This is a genomic window from Erwinia sp. MMLR14_017 (assembly GCF_033657285.1).
GTDB lineage: Bacteria > Pseudomonadota > Gammaproteobacteria > Enterobacterales > Enterobacteriaceae > Erwinia.
This window is the reverse complement of sequence record NZ_JAWVWP010000008.1, coordinates 25,873-45,461: the sequence shown is the minus strand read 5'-3', so window position 1 is coordinate 45,461 and position 19,589 is coordinate 25,873. Positions and strand designations below refer to the sequence as shown.

Annotated in this window: 22 protein-coding genes; 12 read left to right on the top strand and 10 right to left on the bottom strand. The window is 50.9% G+C overall.

Annotated elements, in window-relative coordinates; translation table 11 throughout:
* Positions 1–126: 126 nt before the first annotated feature.
* Both SD961_RS14220 and SD961_RS14215 read right to left on the bottom strand, forming a co-directional pair.
* Entirely contained in the window at positions 127–378 is a 252-nt protein-coding gene (locus SD961_RS14220; RefSeq protein ID WP_318791000.1) for an ogr/Delta-like zinc finger family protein, read from the bottom strand.
* Complete coding sequence (locus SD961_RS14215) at positions 375–1,085, bottom strand: hypothetical protein (protein WP_318790999.1); 711 nt, start codon at positions 1,083–1,085, stop codon at positions 375–377. Before SD961_RS14215 ends, SD961_RS14220 begins: the two co-directional genes overlap by 4 nt.
* Positions 1,086–1,625: 540 nt before the next feature.
* Here SD961_RS14215 and SD961_RS14210 point away from each other — a divergent pair.
* The 6 genes from SD961_RS14210 to SD961_RS14185 are packed head-to-tail and all read left to right on the top strand — an operon-like array spanning position 1,626 to position 5,588.
* On the top strand, positions 1,626–1,883 hold the full coding sequence (locus SD961_RS14210) for an AlpA family transcriptional regulator (RefSeq protein WP_318790998.1): 258 nt from the start codon (positions 1,626–1,628) through the stop codon (positions 1,881–1,883).
* Positions 1,880–2,128 carry a hypothetical protein gene (locus tag SD961_RS14205; RefSeq protein ID WP_318790997.1) on the top strand — a complete coding sequence of 83 codons (249 nt, stop codon included), beginning with the start codon at positions 1,880–1,882 and terminating at the stop codon, positions 2,126–2,128. The genes SD961_RS14210 and SD961_RS14205 overlap by 4 nt, the downstream gene beginning before the upstream one ends.
* A gap of 13 nt (positions 2,129–2,141) precedes the next feature.
* Positions 2,142–2,669, top strand: coding sequence for a host cell division inhibitor Icd-like protein (locus tag SD961_RS14200; protein WP_318790996.1), 528 nt, complete (start codon positions 2,142–2,144; stop codon positions 2,667–2,669).
* The gene (locus SD961_RS14195) at positions 2,666–2,935 is read left to right on the top strand and encodes a hypothetical protein (protein WP_067709579.1); all 270 of its coding nucleotides are present in this window, start codon (positions 2,666–2,668) and stop codon (positions 2,933–2,935) included. Before SD961_RS14200 ends, SD961_RS14195 begins: the two co-directional genes overlap by 4 nt.
* Positions 2,925–3,260 (top strand): DUF5375 family protein, encoded by a 336-nt coding sequence (locus SD961_RS14190; RefSeq protein ID WP_318790995.1) that lies wholly within the window; start codon positions 2,925–2,927, stop codon positions 3,258–3,260. Before SD961_RS14195 ends, SD961_RS14190 begins: the two co-directional genes overlap by 11 nt.
* 9 nt (positions 3,261–3,269) lie before the next feature.
* Positions 3,270–5,588 carry a primase-helicase zinc-binding domain-containing protein gene (locus tag SD961_RS14185; RefSeq protein WP_318790994.1) on the top strand — a complete coding sequence of 773 codons (2,319 nt, stop codon included), beginning with the start codon at positions 3,270–3,272 and terminating at the stop codon, positions 5,586–5,588.
* 235 nt (positions 5,589–5,823) lie between these two features.
* On the opposite strand, the gene SD961_RS14180 is transcribed toward SD961_RS14185, so the two are convergent.
* The 4 genes from SD961_RS14180 to SD961_RS14165 form a co-directional block, all read right to left on the bottom strand.
* Positions 5,824–6,777, bottom strand: a complete 954-nt coding sequence (locus SD961_RS14180; RefSeq protein WP_318790993.1) for a hypothetical protein — start codon at positions 6,775–6,777, stop codon at positions 5,824–5,826.
* 292 nt (positions 6,778–7,069) lie between these two features.
* Complete coding sequence (locus tag SD961_RS14175) at positions 7,070–7,447, bottom strand: hypothetical protein (protein ID WP_318790992.1); 378 nt, start codon at positions 7,445–7,447, stop codon at positions 7,070–7,072.
* Positions 7,448–7,699: 252 nt separating this feature from the next.
* A complete protein-coding gene (locus SD961_RS14170; protein WP_318790991.1) occupies positions 7,700–8,236 on the bottom strand; it encodes a GNAT family N-acetyltransferase in 537 nt (178 codons plus the stop codon).
* Positions 8,237–8,477: 241 nt separating this feature from the next.
* Entirely contained in the window at positions 8,478–9,008 is a 531-nt protein-coding gene (locus SD961_RS14165) for a hypothetical protein (RefSeq protein ID WP_318790990.1), read from the bottom strand.
* Between the two features lie 992 nt (positions 9,009–10,000).
* Here SD961_RS14165 and SD961_RS14160 point away from each other — a divergent pair.
* Positions 10,001–10,528, top strand: a complete 528-nt coding sequence (locus tag SD961_RS14160; protein ID WP_318790989.1) for a DUF2778 domain-containing protein — start codon at positions 10,001–10,003, stop codon at positions 10,526–10,528.
* Positions 10,529–10,787: 259 nt separating this feature from the next.
* On the opposite strand, the gene SD961_RS14155 is transcribed toward SD961_RS14160, so the two are convergent.
* The 3 genes from SD961_RS14155 to SD961_RS14145 all read right to left on the bottom strand — a co-directional run bounded on the left by SD961_RS14155 (position 10,788) and on the right by SD961_RS14145 (position 14,277).
* A complete protein-coding gene (locus tag SD961_RS14155) occupies positions 10,788–11,273 on the bottom strand; it encodes an Hcp family type VI secretion system effector (protein ID WP_318790988.1) in 486 nt (161 codons plus the stop codon).
* A 386-nt stretch (positions 11,274–11,659) separates the two neighbouring features.
* Positions 11,660–12,919 (bottom strand): diguanylate cyclase domain-containing protein, encoded by a 1,260-nt coding sequence (locus SD961_RS14150; RefSeq protein ID WP_318790987.1) that lies wholly within the window; start codon positions 12,917–12,919, stop codon positions 11,660–11,662.
* A 407-nt stretch (positions 12,920–13,326) separates the two neighbouring features.
* Positions 13,327–14,277: an AraC family transcriptional regulator gene (locus SD961_RS14145; RefSeq protein WP_318790986.1), complete on the bottom strand. Its 951-nt coding sequence runs from the start codon at positions 14,275–14,277 to the stop codon at positions 13,327–13,329.
* Positions 14,278–14,376: 99 nt separating this feature from the next.
* On the opposite strand from SD961_RS14145, the gene SD961_RS14140 reads away from it, so the two are divergent.
* From SD961_RS14140 to speG, 5 genes are all read left to right on the top strand, one after another.
* Positions 14,377–15,123, top strand: coding sequence for an SDR family oxidoreductase (locus tag SD961_RS14140; protein WP_318790985.1), 747 nt, complete (start codon positions 14,377–14,379; stop codon positions 15,121–15,123).
* Between the two features lie 290 nt (positions 15,124–15,413).
* Complete coding sequence (locus SD961_RS14135) at positions 15,414–16,268, top strand: PA4780 family RIO1-like protein kinase (protein WP_318790984.1); 855 nt, start codon at positions 15,414–15,416, stop codon at positions 16,266–16,268.
* A 126-nt stretch (positions 16,269–16,394) separates the two neighbouring features.
* A complete protein-coding gene (locus SD961_RS14130; protein ID WP_412916684.1) occupies positions 16,395–16,622 on the top strand; it encodes a DUF333 domain-containing protein in 228 nt (75 codons plus the stop codon).
* Between the two features lie 497 nt (positions 16,623–17,119).
* The gene (locus SD961_RS14125; RefSeq protein WP_318790983.1) at positions 17,120–17,986 is read left to right on the top strand and encodes a nucleoside-specific channel-forming protein Tsx; all 867 of its coding nucleotides are present in this window, start codon (positions 17,120–17,122) and stop codon (positions 17,984–17,986) included.
* Positions 17,987–18,126: 140 nt separating this feature from the next.
* Positions 18,127–18,684 carry a spermidine N1-acetyltransferase gene (gene speG, locus SD961_RS14120; protein ID WP_318791143.1) on the top strand — a complete coding sequence of 186 codons (558 nt, stop codon included), beginning with the start codon at positions 18,127–18,129 and terminating at the stop codon, positions 18,682–18,684.
* Positions 18,685–19,099: 415 nt separating this feature from the next.
* Here the strand turns inward: speG and SD961_RS14115 are convergent, their stop codons facing one another.
* Positions 19,100–19,519 carry a hypothetical protein gene (locus SD961_RS14115; RefSeq protein WP_306211194.1) on the bottom strand — a complete coding sequence of 140 codons (420 nt, stop codon included), beginning with the start codon at positions 19,517–19,519 and terminating at the stop codon, positions 19,100–19,102.
* Positions 19,520–19,589: the final 70 nt, after the last annotated feature.

Sequence of the window (19,589 nt, the reverse complement as noted above, 5' to 3'; positions counted from 1 at the left end):
TTCTGCATGCAAATCCATGCACCCTGTGCATGCTTCGCTCTTTACAAACCGGGCTGGCCAGAAAAAAGGCGTTGAACAGACTAAAAGCGGACACAAAAAAGCCGCTGTTTTCAGCGGCCGTTGTGGTCAATGAAGGGTGCGGAAGGCTGAGCCATAGCGCCCGAGCATCTGGCGTTCTTTTACCGGTTCCGGAGTAATAGCGGGGGCCGGTTCTGGCTGCGGCGGCGCAGTAATCACCTTAGTGATGCTCTCACTGGTTTTGAACGAGCAGGAGCAGTCGAGGTTAGTACACTGGTGATAGCGCTCCTTCACCTGTTCAGACATATAGCGGCTCGATTTGGCATGCGCCGGGCTTTTGCAGTACGGGCAGTGCATCATTTCCTTTTACCTTCCTTTATCCACGGGCGGTGTACATGGATGGCGTCCCACAGCTTGTTGCGCTTCCCCGGACTGGCATACAGCGCCATATCCACCCCGGTGAGTGCCGGGCGCCACAGGCCGATATTCTCCAGCACCGGCGCTTCCGTCAGCGCTTTCTCAGGCAGCGCTGCGGCCGCACGGGTCAGCGCATTACCAATCAGCTCCGCCACGACCTGTACGTCGCTGCGCTCGTCGTCGTCACGGGGATTGACCTTTTCACGCTGAAGGCGCAGGCGGATGGCCCACAACAGGGACGGGCTGACGTTACGCAGCGCCGATTGCCAGGTCGCATCGGCAAACTCGTTAAAAGCCAGCTTGTGCGCATATACATAGTCCTTACCCGTGCCGCATGCATTCAGCATGGAGACCTGCTTATCCATCTCCAGCTCTTCAATCAGGCCGGTGAACTCGTCGGCCAGTTCACGACTGGCAATGCGCTGGCTGTGTTCCGCCTTCAGCTCGTCGGTCAGGTTGCCGCGCAGGCTGCGAAAGCGGGTGCGCCAGTTCGTTTCGGCTTCCTTCCCTGCCTCAATGGCCGCTTCACGCTCTTTCGTACAGCGGGCGATATCGGCACTGATGGCGTTGTACTCTTTCATCTTCTCAAGGTGTGCAGTACGGGCCTGCTCAAAGGCTGCCAGGGTGCCACTTTTTTCCGGGGTGCTCATTGCTTTTCTCTCTGTCTGTAAAGTATGTCGCTATTCTGTCGTTCACCACCGGACAAATCATTCCATTGCTGTCTGCCTGTCGCTCAGCAAACACGGTTACATTCTGACCTGACAACCCCTGCTGAGCTTTTAGTTTTATATAAAACTGTTCACTACTCTTCACCCCAATAAAAAAGATAATAAATACAGCAAGTAAAGTGGTGAACACTTGAGAATGAACTGTTCACCAAGTGTTCACCACTGTTCACCTGCTTTTTAAACAGCCTTTTTCTGGCAAGCTTTTTTGAATGTTATTTCCGGTTAATGCACCGTAATCAATCGTCATTGCAGGTTAACCTTCTCGCTCCGGGGCTTTGCTGCCCCATATTGACCTATATTGCCCGATATTGACCTGATGGCTGATTTACAGGCGCTTTTTGCTCATTCACCACACGACTGGGGCTTGTTTACACGGGCAAAAATATTCTCACAATAGGGGGTTACCAGCACAACACGACCGGAACCGGCCAGCGCCACCCGGATACAAAATGAGGTAACACCATGCTCTCCACCGTCCAACGATCAACCCCGACTACGCCGTCCGTGAACGACCTGCAATACCCTCGCGATCGCTTTATGCGTCTGCCGGAAGTTATCAGTATCTGCGGCCTGTCTCGCTCTACCATTTACGACCTCATTTGCCGTGAGCAGTTTCCGTCACAGATTTCTCTCGGCGGTAAGAACGTTGCCTGGCTGGCGTCAGAGATTGACGGCTGGATGCAGGCCCGTATCGCCCAGCGCGCCGGAGGTGCGGCATGATTAAGCTCAACTTTGGCACCCGCAGCTACCCGCTTAGCCAGGAAGAGGCCGTATACTTGGCCGAAAGCCTGCTTTCCGCCGTCGGTGGCAAAGCCAACACGCTGCCCGCGTTTACCAGTGGCCGTCACGGTCATATTTCCGTGCTCACTGAGCAGCCGAAGCCTGCAAAGGGAAGCAAGAGTGCGCAAAGCGTGAACTTCCGATCAAATCCGCCGCAATCCGATCACGTCCTGACCGATTGCTGAGGAAAAAGGCCCGATGCGTAAAAAAAGCCTTTTTTCTGGCGAGCCGCCGGTATACAGTTTCCCCGCTGCCGCAAAATCGGCAGCCGGGCGTAGGAACCCGAGCAAAACAAAGGCGACACGACACGCGCCATGCGTGTTTTTTTACGTCGTAGCCTCAGTGCACCCATTTATCGGGCAGCGGTTCTTATGCTGTTGTGCCGTCAGAAAAATGGTGGCCCGGGCGGGGCAGCCTTCGGGCTGGCCGGTTTCCTTTGTTGCCGGTATTCCTACCCCCGTCCGGGCTGCCACCCATGAGTGTAGGAACTCCGGTGGTAGCTTTTACAAGCTAACAAAGGAGTCTGCCACTATGGCCGCAACCCTCATTTCTGCACGCATGCAGTTCACCTTTCTTTTTGCTGCCGTGCGCCGTGCCGATACCGCCGCCCGTCCCTGCATGCTGCGCACCACCGCCGAAACCGAATCCGCCGCCCGCCGCCTGCTGGCACGCGATTACGTACTGTCCTTTGCCGGTCGTCTGCCGCTCTGTGAGGTGGCCGCATGAATACCCTTTCCGCCCGACATAACCAACATGCAAGCTATCCCATTCCCCACGCCGATTTTCTGCGCCTTCAGCATGCCCACAGCGTCGGTGTGACCGTGCTCGATATGCTTGAAATTATCGAATGCTCCGGCAACCGCCACGGCGGCCCCGATGGCAATGCGCTGGCGTCCGTGGTGGCGCTGCTCACCGACCAGCTGGGTAAAGTGGTCAACACCTGTGAATCCGTCATGCTCACCGATATGGAGGTCTCCGCCCGTGACAACTAATCATTCCTGCCTGCCCGTTGAGGTTCGCACCGCCGTTTACCGCCGCGCCGTTGCCCAGGGATACCTGAGCGCTTGTGAGCAGTACGGCCTCAACGTTTCCGCCTCGCTTGACGAGGTGCAGATGACCATCGCGCTGGAGCTGGAAGGCTATTACGTGCGTAAGTACGGCCCGGAAAACGGCATGGATATGGCCTGCACCATGCTCAGCGAAATGGTGCAGCCCGACGTGCTGGTCGCTGCGCCACGACTGACGCGCATGGGTGAAACCATGATGGATGAACTGCTGTGTGGCCGCCTGGCCGCGTCCAAAGCCACGCTGCATTAAGGAGGCCGCATGAAACATATCGTCACCGACACCGTGCGCGCTGCTGCCGGTCACTGGCCTCAGCTGCTGCCCGCGCTGGGCATCAGCATTAACGCCGCCGGTCAGCACTCGCCGTGCCCCGTCTGCGGCGGCAAAGACCGCTTTCGCTTTGATAATCAGGCCGGGCGCGGGACGTGGGTCTGCAACCGGTGTGGCGCGGGCGACGGTCTGGCGCTGGTTGAAAAGGCGCTGGACGTCAACACAAAGGAAGCCGCCTGCCGGGTGGCTGACCTGGTTGGCACGCTGCCGGTTAAGCTGGTTCAGACATCCACAGAGAAAACCGACGAAGAAAAGGCGCGTGCGCGCCTTAACGCCGCAAAAGAGGCTGCACGGCTTATTGCCGGTGCGAAAGCACACACAGGTAATGCCTACCTGACAGATAAAGGGCTGGCTGACGTTTCTGTCCTGACGCTGACAACTTCAAAGCATATCAGCGACACCACGTATCAGCCCGGTGACCTGCTGGTGCCGCTGACCGGCATTTCCGGCGAAACGGTTAACGCCCAGCTGATTAACGCTGACGGCACCAAACGCACGCTGGCGGGCGGACAGGTAAAAGAGGCCTTCCACCGCCTGGGCGAGCCGGGAGACGTCCTCTGGATGACCGAAGGGTACGCCACCGGCCTGACGGTGCACCAGCTTACCGGCCAGGCGGTTTACGTCGCCTTAAGTGCCAATAACCTGCCCGCGCTGGCTGAGCGCCTGCATGCCGAATACCCGGAGGCGCTGATAATGATTGCCGCCGACAATGACGAGAATGGCACCGGCCAGCTGCGTGCCGAAGCGGCCGCGAAGCGCTGTAACGGCAAACCGGCCCTGCCGCCCGTGACCGGCGACTGGAACGATATCTATCAGGCACAAGGTGAAATCACCACTCAGGCGATGCTGACCGCTTTCGCCCAGCCGAAAGCGCTCAGCCCGTTTGAGTCGGTGAGCGAGGCCGACCTGAAGGCGATGAGCGCCAGCCAGAAGGCCGAGCTGCTGGCCGCGCACTACCTTAACACGCTGGCCGTGCCGGTTGTGGGTGAAGACCTGTGCCGCTACGAGGGCGGCGCGTGGCAGGTGCTGCCGTACCGCGTGCTGAGCCGGGAAATCGCCGCGCTGTTTCAGAAGGTGCGCGCGCCGTTCTCCGCCACCGGTATCGGCGGCATTGTGGATACGCTCAAGCTGATGGTGCCGCAGATGGGCGCACCGGCCCGGCGGCTGATTGGTTTCCGTAACGGGGTATTCGATACCGCAACCGGCACTTTTGGCCCACACCGTAAGGAGAACTGGCTCCGCACCATTAACAGCGTCGATTACACTACGCCAAAAGCGGGCGAAAATCTGGCCGACGATGCGCCGCACTTCTGGCAGTGGCTGACGCGGGCGGCCGGACGTAATGAGGCAAAGCAGGAGCGTATCCTCGCGGCGCTATTTATGGTGCTGGCAAACCGCTATGACTGGCAGCTGTTCCTTGAGGTGACCGGCCCCGGCGGCAGCGGGAAAAGCGTGATGGCCTCGATTGCCCGCCTGCTGGCAGGCGAAGACAACACCACGGCGGCCACCATCGACACGCTGGAGTCGTCACGGGAACGTGCCAGCGTGGTAGGCTACTCGCTGATTATCCTGCCGGACCAGGAGAAGTGGAGCGGCGACGGCGCGGGCATCAAAGCGATTACCGGCGGTGACGCCGTGGCGATTGACCCGAAGTACCGCGACGCCTATTCAACCCACATCCCGGCGGTAATTCTGGCGGTGAATAACAATCCGATGCGCTTCAGCGACCGCAGCGGCGGCGTGTCGCGTCGGCGGGTTATCCTGCCGTTCCCGGACGTGATACCGGCAAACGAACGTGACCCGCAGCTGCTGGAGAAGATTGCCGGTGAGCTGGCGGTTATCGTGCGCCACCTGATGCAGCGCTTCACACGCCCTGACGATGCCCGCGAACTGTTGCAGGCGCAGCAGTCGTCAGAGGAAGCGCTGGAAATCAAGCGCAGCGCCGACCCGCTGGTCGACTTCTGCGGCTACCTGACGCCGCTCAGCACGCCGACCGGGCTGTTTATCGGCAACGCCAATATCCGGCCGATGAACCCGCGCCGCTACCTCTACCATGCCTATTTATCGTTTATGGAGGCCAGAGGCCATCAGCATCCCATGAGCCTGACGGCGTTCGGCCAGGCGGTGCCGCAGACGCTCAAGGAGTACGAAATAGAGCTGCTGAAGCGCAAGACAAAGAACGGTATCCAGACCAGCCTGGAGCTGAGCGAAGACTGCGAAGCGGACTGGCTGCCGCGCTGCGATGCATAAGCCACATGATAGACAACAAACCGGCTCCGGCCGGTTTGTGCCAAAAGCGGACATTACAAAAACTCTGATTGGTAATCAATGGGGAACGTAGGGAAGAGAGCAAGTAATAATACTTGGAACATCTTATCTTTAGGAATATTGGGACTCCATGAATGGTTGGTTGGTTGGTTTCTTGGAGCATGCTATTTCAACCCAATAATATTATATTTTAACAGTAATTGCGATTGATGAATTATCATTTATTATTAAAAGAGAAAAACTCCCATCGACTTCCATTAAATATAGCTGTGGAAAGCTTTTCTCCATCATAGTTGTAATGCCTAGCTTTAGATATAGGACTGGTTCCTTCGGCATGGTAATAATAATTAACTAAACCTGACCTTGCGGTTGTATCCCAAAAGGAGCCCGTGATGCTGTTTGCCCATGAGAACGTATAAAAAATAAGGCAGACGAAAATAGGTGATGAAAAAACTCTAAAAAACAGAACCCTAGAGTTTAGTAAAACCAGTTCGGATGAAGTAAGCTTTTCAATTCGCTTTCCTGTTCTCATCCTCACTGATAAGTTCGCTAGCTTTTTGAATTTATTTCTTAGGAAATTCTCCTTAATGGGGGTGAATAAAGCCATCAAAGCTATTCCAATGAATTCAGGAATGACGATCACCAATGAAAAAATCCCAACGAGAATTAGATACGCAAGTGGAGTGAAGAAAATGCTAACTACATTAGTAAAGTCACTGAAGAATTTAGGATCGAGATCTGTAGTGATATAGATCCAACGTCGAGATAAATAATTGGTGATGACAAATGACAGTGCTGCTAACAATGTGATTATGGTCTTCCCTAATAATCCTGACCATATTTTCTTAAAGATATAAACAGAGCGATTATATATATCAATTGCAAAAGAAGCACTCATTACTACAAAAGCTAATCCTGTTAGGAAGAAAGAATCGCCACCGAATAAAAATTGGCTGAGGCAAGAAACCATAAATGCCATAGATCCAACATATAAAACAAATCTATTAATTGGCGTGAGGTTATAGTATCTCCTTATTTCCACTACCAAACGCCAACTTTTCATCTTAAAATGTTTGCAAGCCCTTGGATATAAAATTGCAACAGATATTGCTAACGGAACTGACACCCACATAACAGCTAATGTTATGAATACTGGTTGTATTGCGGCCATAAACTTAATGCTTTTAAATGAAATCATGTTTATGAATGTCAGGACCAAACAAAGCAAAATCAATTTAAGGAATATTCTGCTAAGTAGTTTGTTTAGTTTATAAGGCACGGTCGAATTCTCACTTTATCAAAAATTGTCATTAAGATAGCTAATAAAAGGTGATGAAAAAAAGCATAACGAACAACAGGTTGAACTAATATGTCCGATTCCACTCATAACAGACCTGACTGTCGTTTCTGTTCACTATCTGCAAGGAGCGGACATAAATAGCACTGATATACCTTAAGTCGCTTTATAATAAAACCCTTAAAGAGGAGATTAGGCTGTAAAAAAACATAACTGCAAATAATACAATAATGATGAACATCAGCCAGACAGCACACATTACTAAGCTCTGAATTCCGCGTGTCGCTCCCCACGGTTTAGACAATTTGACTACAACCCAGATGAATCCGGCTACCAAACAGCAACCTACAGCTAGTCCAGTAAGAGATAAAATTGTCGCTCCAAAAAAATTTTCTACATTCAACTTGCCAGTCCCAGCGACCAAGGTTAAAACCCCAGCAGTGACCGTTGCTACTGATACGCCCGCAAGGGTTGCTATATCGGCGATAACAGCCAGCCTATCTTTGGCGTTCCCTTTTGCCAGTACTGTTAATATTGTTTTCATCAAATCGAAAAACCTATTATGTATTAATTAAAAATATAACCTACTGTTTATGTTATCTAACTTTACTTCTCTTTTAACTATCATCTTGTCCGCTATTCGCTCATAACTGCCCCAAGTGCCTTTCTGATGGTATTTTAGCGCAGGAACACAAGTAATAATGCTGCATGCTTAACCAGCTTGGGGATCGGTGAGTTGACCACCACAGCTTTAGTGAAGCGCTGTAGCGCGCTAATGAACGGGTGAGCAATATGTTCACATTGATCTGCTTAGCCATTCACTCAACGTGAAAGAATACAGCTGACTGGGTGGTTCATCTTTAACGTCATGAATCTCTCTGATGTATTTCAAACCCGTTTTTTCGAGAACTTTTTGCGATGCCAGGTGGTCTCCTCTAACGACGGCAGAAATCTCCGTCAGTTTGATCTCATCGAACCCATATCTCACTGCGCATACAGAAAATTCTGTCGCCAGGCCTTTTCCCCATGTTTCTGCGGCGAAGCGGTACCCAAGGTTGTTAATAGTGATATCGGCATAGCTGAGAATGCTCAGTCCACCAAAACCGATGATTATTTCAGGGTCAGCGAGAAGCGATATTGCCCAGTTTCCAAATCCATTGTTCTCCCAATGATCAATCCAGCGATCCAGAACCGTTTTTGCATGGTAAATGTCTGGATACGGTCCTGCCGGATTAAAGATGTTGGTGGCCGGATCACCATAGATTTTGAAAAGGTCAGCTGCATCGGAAGCTATTACGGGACGAAGATGAATGCGCTTCGTTTCAACTCGCAAACTTACCTCCAGAGTAGTGATAACGGTTGATCTGCTTTCCATGGGTGGACGCACACTGATTTAAGCACACTTCCGTTTTGGCGTAATTGCTTTTGATAAATTTAGGGGCGACAGTCCGCTTTTCGCTGTGAGTTCAACCGATGGATGCAACACACAGCCAGAAACGGACGCTACGCTCATCAATGGGTAGCAAATCAAAACCTCGTATTTGTCCCGGGCAAACTAGCCAGAGGTGAGCACATTAACCTGCGCTGCCTTCGGGCCCGCAGTGATAGCGCATCCCGGTCGGGTCGTCCCGCGCTGGCGCCACATCCCATTCTGGAAAGTGGCTAGCGTCGACGTCCTCAAACTGCAGGCGCTGGGTCCCTATGGCGCGCACGAAACGGGCTATCTTTCCAGCCTCCGTCTCGCTGGTTGGCAGGGTAACACGGATGCTGTCCGGATCAATCTCCGAGACTTCGGCATCCTCGTCCAGCCACGAAACTGTCTCAAAGATATAGCGGGCGTAAACCAGGCCGTCTGCGGCGGTGACGTTCTCATCGCGCGTGCGCAATCGACCGTTGCGCACGGACAACACCGTTTTGCGCACATAATTTCTGAGCGTCATGCGGTGTATCCCGGCCTGCAGCGAGCCTTCGCCCCGGCAGATCGATACTGTGCCCGGCGGCTGGGCCGTCTCGAACCGTTCCACTTCTTCCGGCGTGGCTGCTCCAACACCGACGGCGTATATCATCAGGGCTGGCAGCAGCCAGCCGGCTTTTCCGTACGTCATCTTACGTTCCTAGCTATTAGGAGTTTTCGATCTGTTATCGGCAAGAGACCGATCAATCGTGAGAACAAATGTGAACTTCCGCTTCTCGCTCAAAGCCGACTTGCAACGTAGGCGATAGGTTCTTTTCAGCCAAGCAGTGAAACCGGCCATCTTCCGGAATGGACGAAAATCCAAACATTGCCATCATACTTTTAGGTCTGAAGGTGAATGGTGTTCACCTCGGGTGAAGAGTGGTGAAGAGTACCAATCTAAGTGATCACCAAGTAACTTTATGATTATTAACAATAAAAATCAAAGGTGAACAGGGTGAACACTTTTTCATAAAAATTTTTTTTTTGAAGATAACCTGAGCATTTAGTTTCATGCAGTCTTAACTTATCAGCTGTCGAAAAGTACAGACAAAACGGTAATGGTATACGCTTAGGTATACCAACCAAAGTTGAATTAGAAAAAATTGAATAAAAACATAAATTTGATGAAAAAATTCAGATTCCGCCAGCCCAAATTCTTGGTCGATGGTTACCAGAGCCACTCGATGAAGTCCTGAAAGCCCACACGGTGAAAGCCTTGAGGGCTTTTTTGTGTCTGTGATCTTCAGAAGTGCTACTGCTTAAGCCGATGATTATTGGTATACATCTGTCATTAAGGCGTTTAGTCCTTCTTCCATGCAGGCATTCAGCGCCATACTCAGCGTATACACCCCTTTACACGCCAATACAGCAATCTACCACTCCAGCATCCGTAACGGCATACCTGACGTTCATACCGTGACGCTCAGCCCAAACTGTAAGAACTACTTTCCTCAAAAGACTTTTTTAAAACAGCACAATTCATTTTGCGATGTAAACGCGACACAAACAATTTTGCTGTTTACACAACGAGCAAATAACCTTACCTTAATTATGGATAAACGTTTTGCTCTACATGGGCAATCATTATCCGGAATGCATTACAGGTGGTTGACCTTCCTCTAAGCTTAAGGATTGAGCATCATGACCATAAACGGAAAATTTATTATCGGTGACGCCGACTACGCCCCCCTCTATATGTATGGCATCGGTACATTCCTCGCCTATTCTGGCAAAGACCATTACCGGAACCGTGCTGGATGTATTGGCGTACCCAGTCTGGGGCCGATCCCGGATGGACGTTATCATATAGTTAAGCGCCCGACTGGCGGTTGGAAAGGCGTAATACGCACCGATCTTCACGATTTTTATTCGTGGCCAACTAAGCAGCCTGTTATCAAATATGAATGGTTTGCCCTTTATCGCGATGACGGAAGAATTGACGATCACACCTGGATCAATGGTGTGGAGCGGGGGAATTTCAGGTTACATCCCCCTGGTCCGCTTGGTATATCGTTAGGTTGCATTACGCTACAGCATCGCACCGACTTCTTATCGATCCGGCAGGCTTTGCTAGCCACTCAGCAGGTAAAACTGGCTAATGGCCTTCTGTCTTACGGTGTGATTGAGGTAATTTTGAATGGAAGCGAGACGTGTTCCGGCGGGCGTTAAACTAACGTCGTGGATTGGTTTGTATATCCTCATATATTTTTTATCTATTCCATCAGTCCCTGTATCTGAGGAAAGCTACGATTTTTGGAACAGAACTGCCGCTTTGTTCGGTGAAAGTGATGTGGAAGGATTTATAGGAATAGCGCTATTATTCAGCAGTGCTATCATTACATCAATAATTCACTTAATGATTATAAATCTGATTGAAAGGAAAATTTTTAACAAAAATAATTAATGCCGGGCTAAACCCGGCTTTTTATCAAACTCTTTCTTCCCAGCTATCTTTAAAAATAATGTTCCCGTCACAATATTTCCATGTAATCTTTTCATACATTAGCGATACAGATTCCATATGGTTAATATGTGACATGCCAGCCATTTTAGCATTAGGCATTCCTGGATTTACTGATACCACTTTTACACCCTCAAGAAGCATATTAAAGTATTCTTCTTCCTGACCTGCATAATTAATACGATACCATTTAAATTCAGCGCTTTTAAGCGTCTGGCCTTTTGATACTGCTTTATAAAGATATGGACTGGATGAATCAAATTTTTTTTCAAAAGAAACAGGGGCATGGGTACGTTTCCCTGTTATTTTCCCTGTGGCAGCGTCTACTGGTAAGTTTACACCATGAGAAAAGGCAATAACTTCTATGCTTCCTTCTCTGTTTTGTACGTCAACGGCGCCATGAATATCAGCGCCCCCATCATCTTTCAGCCATAAATAAGCCGGTATTGGCATAATAAAAACTCCTTTTCCATTAAGTACCAATACTTACTATACCCACATAAGCAGACATTTCATACTTACAATGTAGTCCAGGAACATTGTGACGCAAAAAGCCCGGCATATGCTGGGCACCTTGTGCTAGTCAAACCAAGCTGGAATAGCCATAACTGTAAGAATTATAATTATTATTTTATATACCAGAGTCATCATTAGCCTATGCCATTACGAGACAACATTCGCCCATCCTGACATTCCCCTCTGAAACCATTGATAATGATTTGTTATCAGATGATGGAGACGCTTGCCCTAAACGGATCTTAACCCGGGCAATAACATCGATAAGGATAAAGAGCACCTTGATGAGCCATTCACGTGCACAGAAAGTAAATCAGACTATCTTAATCACGTAGCGACCGCGTTGCGGGCTCGAAAAATTGATATGACCCATCACCTCGTGCTTTCGACTGGTACATCGCTTTATCAGCATTATCAAATAACATTTTGGCCGATGTCATTCCGAATCGCGCGAGACTGATGCCAATGGACGCCCTGATCCTTAATTCCATATCATTAATAGTAAAGGGCTTTTTCAGGCTATCTATAAGGCGCTGGGCGATGGCTGACGCCGCCTCGCGATTGCTGCACTTTGCTGCAACCACAAACTCGTCTCCACCCAGGCGTGCTACCGATTCGCCCGGGCGCATGCAGCGTTGTAAGCGTTTGCTTACATGCTGTAGCAAGAGATCCCCTGCCGCGTGCCCCATTGAATCATTGATCGCCTTGAACCCATTCAGATCGATAAACAGGACGGTCGTGTAGGCAAGCTCTTCGTCCTGCGCGAGCATGCAGCCAATCTGTTCGTTGATCCATGCCCGATTAGGCAATCCGGTCAACGTGTCGTGAGTTGCCAGTTTTTCAAGCTGCCGGATCTTTTCCTTGTCGCGGGTAATGTCTCGCGAAATTAACACTGCTCCGATGTTGTTACCCGTGGAAGGATCGCGGACCCCGCATGCTTTGGTACCAAGCATAATATAATGGCCGTCGCGATGTAGCTTCCGCACCTCAACAACCTCTGGCTGTACGCCACCATTAAAGAGATTTATAAGTGCATCCGTGGCCAATGCGCGGTCGTCGCAATGCAGGAAATCTACCACACGCTGGCCTATCACCTCATCGGCTGACCAACCTATCATCTTGCTATAAGAAGGCGAGATCGAAACATACCTGCCGTCTGCATCGCAATGAGCGATCAGGTCAGTACTGTTTTCAATCAACAGACGATATTCCGCCGCCGTGCGCAGCGCATCCTCAAGAGCTTTACGCTGCCCGGTGATATCAAGAATGAAGCCGCTGTACCGCAAACGAGAAGGATCAGGTGGATAGTCCGGCAGACCTGAAACAAGCACACGCCGCGTCGTTCCGTCCAGACAATGAATCGGCACTTCAATGTGAAAAGGTGTCACAAATTTCAGTGCCGCAGTGAGTTGCAGCGCGATCTTCGCATCGTCATCCGCCTGCGCAAGCCTTAGCCATGCACTCAGCGTGACGCCTTTCAGTGCAGGTATCAGACCAGCAGGGCTTTCCTGGCTGGCAATGCAGATGCCCTGGGCGTCAGTAAACCAAACGGCGGAAAGAGTTGATTCAGTTACAGTGTTCATGATGGTCGGATCCGTTGTTTGCTGACGCTACTGAACAAGCTCGATACCAGGCGTTACAGACCCCATGACCGCCGTCATTACCGTCCCCAAACCTGAGAAGCGGTAAGAGGTGCTTAGTTACGTGAGTGTCGGTCATGAGCGGTGACTGACATTGCGCCATGTTCAGCCACCGTTTCTATGGTGCCATTTTGCCCGCAAAAGTGAGCGAAATATGAGCAATGCTGGGATTCAAGATTAGCAGTATTTGCCTGACTTTATCGGCTGATTAGCCCACAATCTTTAATGAAACCTGCGAACACAGAGGCTGTTTAATCTGTCTTTGCCGCGCGATTACCCGCTGTTGGTATCCTCATAGATTCGCTTATTCAGGAAGGTGCCCTCTGGCGATCCCCTATCCAAAGCTGGTATTACTCTTTCACAGTCTGTAAGAGGCTCGGAACATCAGAGCGCTCATTTTCCTGTAACTGCTCCCTCTCATATTTTACAGGCGAAATACCGCTATAGCGGCTAAACGCAACGCTGAAGGCACTGGCGGAGCGATAGCCAACGCGCTCAGCCACTTCAGCCACCGCCATGCTTTTGCTGAGTAAGAGATTTTTAGCCAACGCCATCCGCCAGGTTAGCAGATAAGCCATCGGCGCTACGCCAACGGTTTCCCGAAAGCGCACAAAGAATGCGGAACGCGAAAGAGCAGCGGCTTTCGCCAGTTCAGCCACCGTCCAGTTATGCGCTGGTCTGGCGTGAATGGCACGGATCGCCGCCGTCAGCCGTTCATCGGCCAATCCTCCCATCACGCCCGGGCATGCATTGCAAATCGTGATCGAGCGGAACGCTTCGATTAATAACAGCTCCAGCAATCGCTCTATTACTACGTGGCGCGCCGGACGCTGAGCACGGCATTCGTCCATCACCAGTTGCACCAACATGGACAGACGCAACTCACCTTGTACATGAATAAACTGCGGCAGTAACGAGACTATTAATCCGGCATCGGGCGCGCCGAACTGGCAATAACCAATCAAAGTTTGCACTTCGGCGGGTTGTTCAGGATCGCCTATCCAGAATTCACCAGGCGCGAGCATTTGCGGTGTAGTTTTCGGTATATCGGTTGCCTGAGGTCCAACGCTGGCCATGTAAAACTCCCACGCCGCAGGGATAAGCACAAAGTCGCCCTGCTCCAGCGTAATCGGTGGGTGCCCTTTCATCTTCAGTTGACTACGCCCTTCCAGTACCAGGCAGTAGAACGGCTGGCCGGTTTCACCGCGCTCTACGCGCCAGCGGCCATTAGCACATACGCGCTTTATGTAGGCTGCTTGCGGTTGCAGCAACGACATTATTTCTGCCAGGGGATCGATCATTTGGACTCCTGCGAATGAATGCTGGACTGAGCATGACAGTCAGTCCAACAGAATCACTATATAGTGTTCGCTTACCTCTCTACAAGGCAGGAGCGAGATATGAAAACGATTCTAATCACCGGTTGTTCTACAGGCTTTGGTCATGAAACTGCACTGTACTTTCTTGAGCGCGGCTGGAAAGTCATTGCTACCATGCGCCATCCAGTTGCCGAACTGTTTCCAGATTCAGAAAATCTGCGTCTGCTGCCGCTGGATGTCACTGATACCGACAGCATCAGGCAGGCTGTCGCTGAAGCAGGAGAGATTGATGTGCTGGTGAATAACGCCGGAATTGGTGTGCTGGCATCGCTTGAAGGTACGCTTATGTCGACGGTACGAGACGTGTTTGAAACTAACACGCTGGGCACTATCGCACTGACGCAGGCTGTACTGCCGCAGTTCCGCGCCAAACAAAGCGGCACGGTAATCAATGTCACTTCTACGGTGACGCTAAAATCTCTGCCATTGCTGGCTGTATATACGGCAAGCAAAGCGGCTGTGAATGCTTTTACGGAATCGCTGGCGCTGGAACTGGAGCCGTTCAACATCAACGTGCGTCTGGTTCTGCCGGGGCTGGCACCGACCACTGATTTCGGCAAAAACGCCCTGCCGCGCATGGAAAACACCCAGCTTGAGGCTTATCAACCGCTGTTGGATAACGTGTTTACAAATATGCAGCAACCGCAACCCACCACCAAAGCCATCGATGTGGCGGAAGCAGTATGGCGTGCCGCCACCGATCCCAATGCGCCAATGCGTATTCCTGCGGGAGAAGATGCGGTGGCGTTAGCGAACGAGGACTATTAACTCTGGAGCCCGGCGGCTGCTCTGGTAAATATCAGCGACACTTTGCCAGAGGGTCGTTTCATCTGGGTGCTCGTGTTAATAATGCTGATATTAGTCACCCCCTGCGTCCGTTACTGACATGAAGCAAACCCACCACAGGCGGCATTAGAGGTACCAGCCCCATTCAACGAAATCCTGAAAGCCCACAAGGTGAAAGCCTTGTGGGCTTTTCTGTGTCTGGTATCCTCTATCTCACTCCCTCCGGCTATGTTATTGATACGAAAAAAGGATGAAATAAGGTATAAAGCCGTATGAAAATCCCAAACAGAATCCAACCTCTGGTCGATGATGGCTTAGTCGACGATGTGCTTCAACGGCTGAAAAGCGGTAAAGAAGCAGATGTTTACACCGTTTTATGCGGCGACAAGATCCAGTGTGCCAAAGTGTACAAAGATGCCGCTCAGCGCAGCTTCAAGCAGGCCGTGCAGTACCAGGAAGGCCGCAAAGTCCGTAATTCCCGTAATACCCGCGCCATGCAAAAAGGGTCGAAATTCGGCCGCAAGCAGCAGGAAGAGTCCTGGCATAATGCTGAGGTGGACGCTCTGTTCCGCCTGGCTAACGCCGGGGTGCGCGTGCCACAACCTTACATCTGCATAGATGGTGTGTTGCTGATGGAGCTGGTTACCGATGCAGAGGGTGCCGTTGCTCCACGCCTCAGCGATGTGAGCCTGTCGGAAGAAGAAGCGCTTACCGATTTCAATACCATGATCCGCAACATCGTGCGTATGCTCTGTGCCGGCATTGTGCATGGCGATTTGTCGGAGTTTAACGTGTTGCTGGATGCGGAAGGGCCGGTCATTATCGACCTTCCCCAGGCTGTAGACGCCGCCGCAAACAATCATGCCGAATCGATGTTTGAGCGTGATGTAAATAATATTACCGGTTACTACGGGCAGTTCGCCCCGCAGCTTTTGAAAACGCGTTATGCGAAGGAAATCTGGCTGCTGTACGAAGACGGCAAACTCACGCCAGAAACGCCGCTGACAGGACTCTTTGTAGAAGAAGAGCATGAAGTGGATATGGACTCGCTGATGGATGAAATCATCACGGCTGAAGATGAGTATTATGAACGTCAGCGCGCAAACAGAGAGCGTGATGAGGATTAAGGCTGGCGTGCCTTTTTCAGCTTCTTCTCTGTTATGAAGCGGAAAGGTATTTACCCGGTTTGACGCAGGCTGAACCTGTTCTTTCAACGAGCTGCTAAAATTGTTTTTTCAGCTGAAGGAGCCTGTATGAAAATTTTTCCACTACTTATCGTCACAATGGCCGTAACAGCCTGCTCGTCCAGGCAACCCGCTAAGCCTGAAACGGGTATGGCCAATCCCGCTTCCGTCTACTGTCAGAAACAGGGTGGCAAACTGGACAGCGTGCAAACTAAAGTGGGTACCAGCAGCTACTGCACGTTGCCGAATGGCGAGCGGATAGAGGAATGGGCGTTGTACCGCAAGGCAGTTAAATAACCTCTCCCGGCAGTACTTCCCTGCCGGGCAGGCAATCCTTTTCATTCAATGCCCCCCTGCCTGCTCAAAGCGTAGTAATTCGCTCTTCTGAATGTCGTTTTCAGCCGTTTATTCATAAGATTTACTTATTGCTGAATAGCTTTAAATTATCCTCTCTGCCCGCAGAATTTTGCCATCCTGGCTCCCGCCCCATCCATTTATGACAAGCAAACGTTTTCCTGACAGTGAAAAGCCCTGCTGCTACCCTTTCGCTCTGTGCAGCCATACGGCTAAAGATTTTGTGATTCATATCACACTTTAATTAAAGTGAAATGAAACAAGGTTTGACAAGTGTGAGCTAACTCTATTTCCTTAAGCGCGGATAGCGGCACACTGCCGCAGCATTCGGCGTGGGTGTTTTATGCTGTGTAAACAGTCACCCTTCTCTCTCCTGTTGACGACTTAACAAGACCATCGCAGTGGCTGCAGAAAATGGTCATTAAGCATGTGGTAATATAATGAAATATAAAATTCTGATGGCTGGCGCCCTGGCTGCGCTCTCTTATAGTGCCTCTTCAACTGCCGCGACCGCATCGCCGGAATACGTTTCCGACTGGTGGCATCAGAGCGTCAACGTGGTGGGAAGCTATCACACCCGCTTCGGACCGCAGTTCAATAACGACGTTTATCTGGAATATGAAGCCTTTGCCAAAAAGGACTGGTTCGACTTTTACGGCTACGTAGATGCCACCAACTTTTTTGGCGTGGGCAACTCCAATGCTAACGGTATTTTCGACCACGGCTCCCCGCTGTTTATGGAGATTGAACCGCGCTTCTCCATTGATAAGCTGACGAATACCGATCTGAGCTTCGGGCCGTTTAAAGAGTGGTATTTTGCTAACAACTATATCTACGATATGGGCCGTAACAGCGATAACCGCCAGAACACCTGGTATATGGGCCTTGGCACGGATATCGATACTCATTCCGATATCGGCCTGTCGCTGAACGTTTATGCCAAGTACCAGTGGGAAAACTACGGTGCAGCAAACGAGAACAGCTGGGACGGCTACCGCTTTAAGGTGAAATATTTCGTTCCAATCACCCAGCTCTGGGGCGGTAACCTGGGCTATGTCGGCTTCACTAACTTCGACTGGGGTTCCGATCTGCGTGATGAAGGCGGCTCTTCCCGTACCAGCAACTCTATTGCTTCCAGCCATATTCTCTCGCTGGGTTACGACCACTGGCACTACTCGCTGGTGGCACGTTACTTCCACAACGGTGGACAGTGGGCTGACGGCCAGGAGCTGAACTTCGGCAACGGTCAGTTTGAAGTGAAATCTACCGGCTGGGGTTACTATCTGGTGGTGGGATACAACTTCTGACAGGTTAAACGCTTCATCAACGCCAGCGGCTTTTACGCGCTGGCGTTGTGCTTTCTCCCTTTCCATCGTGCCATTCCCTCTCCTGCAAAGTATAATTCCCGTGGCGATCCTGCCCTGCCAAAGGAATTTTTATGTCTGCAATGCCAGCCGGAGACGGCCTGAAACTTCGTCCACTTGAACGCGAAGATTTACGTTTTGTCCACCAGCTTGATAATAATGCCAGCGTGATGCGCTACTGGTTTGAAGAACCGTACGAAGCCTTTGTCGAGCTTTCAGATCTGTATGACAAGCATATTCACGATCAGAGTGAACGCCGGTTTGTGGTGGAGCATGAGGGAGCCAATGCGGGTCTGGTGGAACTGGTTGAGATCAACCATATTCACCGGCGAGCGGAATTTCAGATTATCATCGCCCCCAGCCATCAGGGTAAAGGGCTGGCAAGCAAGGCGGCGAAGCTGGCGATGGAATATGGCTTCTCGGTGCTCAATCTCTACAAGCTCTATCTGATTGTCGATAAAGAAAATGCGAAGGCGATCCACATTTACACCAAACTGGGATTCGACATTGAAGGGGAGCTGATCCACGAGTTCTTTATCAATGGCGAATACCGCAACACCATCCGCATGTGTATTTTCCAGCATCAATTCCTGGCCATGAACAAACCGGCCCATACGATGGTGAAACCTACCGCACAATAGCTTGCTGTAACAATACCAGCCGCCAGAAGCAAAAGAATGAATACAAAAGGCGAACTCGTGAAGAGAGAACCACAGCCGTCCTGTAAAGGGAATGCAACTGTAGTCTGGTGAAGGGAAAATACAGCAGCCGACCAGGGTGCAAAACTACAGCGGAGAAACATCCTCTTTCTCCGCTTTAAGTGGCCTGGATACAGTGAACCACGCTCTCACTCTTTGCCACAGGCTGACCTTTTTGCATCTTCAGAATGCGCTTGCCCGTCAAGGCCAGCATGACAACCTTTAGCCGGTCTGTTCTGGAGCGAAGCGTCTCGCTTGCCTGCCTGAAATCTGCTTCTGCAATAGCGTCGTTTTCACCCTTATGCAGTGAAACTGGCTCTTTCCGTACCGTCGGGAGCACTCGTTTCCGCCAGCAGGATTAACCGCGCGCGCCGACCGGGTTCATAATAGTCTGCACTTTTTCCGGATGGATGTTGTACATGCCGCCGTTAAACGGATCGACAATCAGCCAGCCGGGAATTCCCCCCAGCGGAATATTGCCGAGGATATACCAGAGGTTGGCTCTCTCTTCCAGGGGGATGGTCTGAGGGACATAACCAGCGCGTTCCAGCTGCAATGTGTACTTCTTTTTACCCAGATAAGTGCCGTCAGACTTCAACAGCGAAACCGTTTTTGGCGTAAAACCTTCCGCCACGGCTCGTCCCGTCTCATCCTGAACCACAAACCTGACACCCTGAGGCCAGGTCTGAATCGAGATATCCTGCGACTGATCGCCTACGATTGTCGCGCAACCACTCAATAACCACGCTGAAGCCAGCGCCAGTAACAGCTTTTTCATTAGCCTTCCTGCTTCATCAAATATTCAGAATAGTCTAAGCGGAGTGTGACGGGTTTTCATCTGTTACGCC

What these genes read in the sequence shown, in the direction of transcription:
- SD961_RS14220 (WP_318791000.1), bottom strand. Translation starts at nt 378, where the DNA reads ATGATGCACTGCCCGTACTGCAAAAGCCCGGCGCATGCCAAATCGAGC.
- SD961_RS14215 (WP_318790999.1), bottom strand. Translation starts at nt 1,085, where the DNA reads ATGAGCACCCCGGAAAAAAGTGGCACCCTGGCAGCCTTTGAGCAGGCC.
- SD961_RS14210 (WP_318790998.1), top strand. Translation starts at nt 1,626, where the DNA reads ATGCTCTCCACCGTCCAACGATCAACCCCGACTACGCCGTCCGTGAAC.
- SD961_RS14205 (WP_318790997.1), top strand. Translation starts at nt 1,880, where the DNA reads ATGATTAAGCTCAACTTTGGCACCCGCAGCTACCCGCTTAGCCAGGAA.
- SD961_RS14200 (WP_318790996.1), top strand. Translation starts at nt 2,142, where the DNA reads ATGCGTAAAAAAAGCCTTTTTTCTGGCGAGCCGCCGGTATACAGTTTC.
- SD961_RS14195 (WP_067709579.1), top strand. Translation starts at nt 2,666, where the DNA reads ATGAATACCCTTTCCGCCCGACATAACCAACATGCAAGCTATCCCATT.
- SD961_RS14185 (WP_318790994.1), top strand. Translation starts at nt 3,270, where the DNA reads ATGAAACATATCGTCACCGACACCGTGCGCGCTGCTGCCGGTCACTGG.
- SD961_RS14180 (WP_318790993.1), bottom strand. Translation starts at nt 6,777, where the DNA reads ATGGCCGCAATACAACCAGTATTCATAACATTAGCTGTTATGTGGGTG.
- SD961_RS14175 (WP_318790992.1), bottom strand. Translation starts at nt 7,447, where the DNA reads ATGAAAACAATATTAACAGTACTGGCAAAAGGGAACGCCAAAGATAGG.
- SD961_RS14165 (WP_318790990.1), bottom strand. Translation starts at nt 9,008, where the DNA reads ATGACGTACGGAAAAGCCGGCTGGCTGCTGCCAGCCCTGATGATATAC.
- SD961_RS14160 (WP_318790989.1), top strand. Translation starts at nt 10,001, where the DNA reads ATGACCATAAACGGAAAATTTATTATCGGTGACGCCGACTACGCCCCC.
- SD961_RS14155 (WP_318790988.1), bottom strand. Translation starts at nt 11,273, where the DNA reads ATGCCAATACCGGCTTATTTATGGCTGAAAGATGATGGGGGCGCTGAT.
- SD961_RS14150 (WP_318790987.1), bottom strand. Translation starts at nt 12,919, where the DNA reads ATGAACACTGTAACTGAATCAACTCTTTCCGCCGTTTGGTTTACTGAC.
- SD961_RS14145 (WP_318790986.1), bottom strand. Translation starts at nt 14,277, where the DNA reads ATGATCGATCCCCTGGCAGAAATAATGTCGTTGCTGCAACCGCAAGCA.
- SD961_RS14140 (WP_318790985.1), top strand. Translation starts at nt 14,377, where the DNA reads ATGAAAACGATTCTAATCACCGGTTGTTCTACAGGCTTTGGTCATGAA.
- SD961_RS14135 (WP_318790984.1), top strand. Translation starts at nt 15,414, where the DNA reads ATGAAAATCCCAAACAGAATCCAACCTCTGGTCGATGATGGCTTAGTC.
- SD961_RS14130 (WP_412916684.1), top strand. Translation starts at nt 16,395, where the DNA reads ATGAAAATTTTTCCACTACTTATCGTCACAATGGCCGTAACAGCCTGC.
- SD961_RS14125 (WP_318790983.1), top strand. Translation starts at nt 17,120, where the DNA reads ATGAAATATAAAATTCTGATGGCTGGCGCCCTGGCTGCGCTCTCTTAT.
- speG (WP_318791143.1), top strand. Translation starts at nt 18,127, where the DNA reads ATGCCAGCCGGAGACGGCCTGAAACTTCGTCCACTTGAACGCGAAGAT.
- SD961_RS14115 (WP_306211194.1), bottom strand. Translation starts at nt 19,519, where the DNA reads ATGAAAAAGCTGTTACTGGCGCTGGCTTCAGCGTGGTTATTGAGTGGT.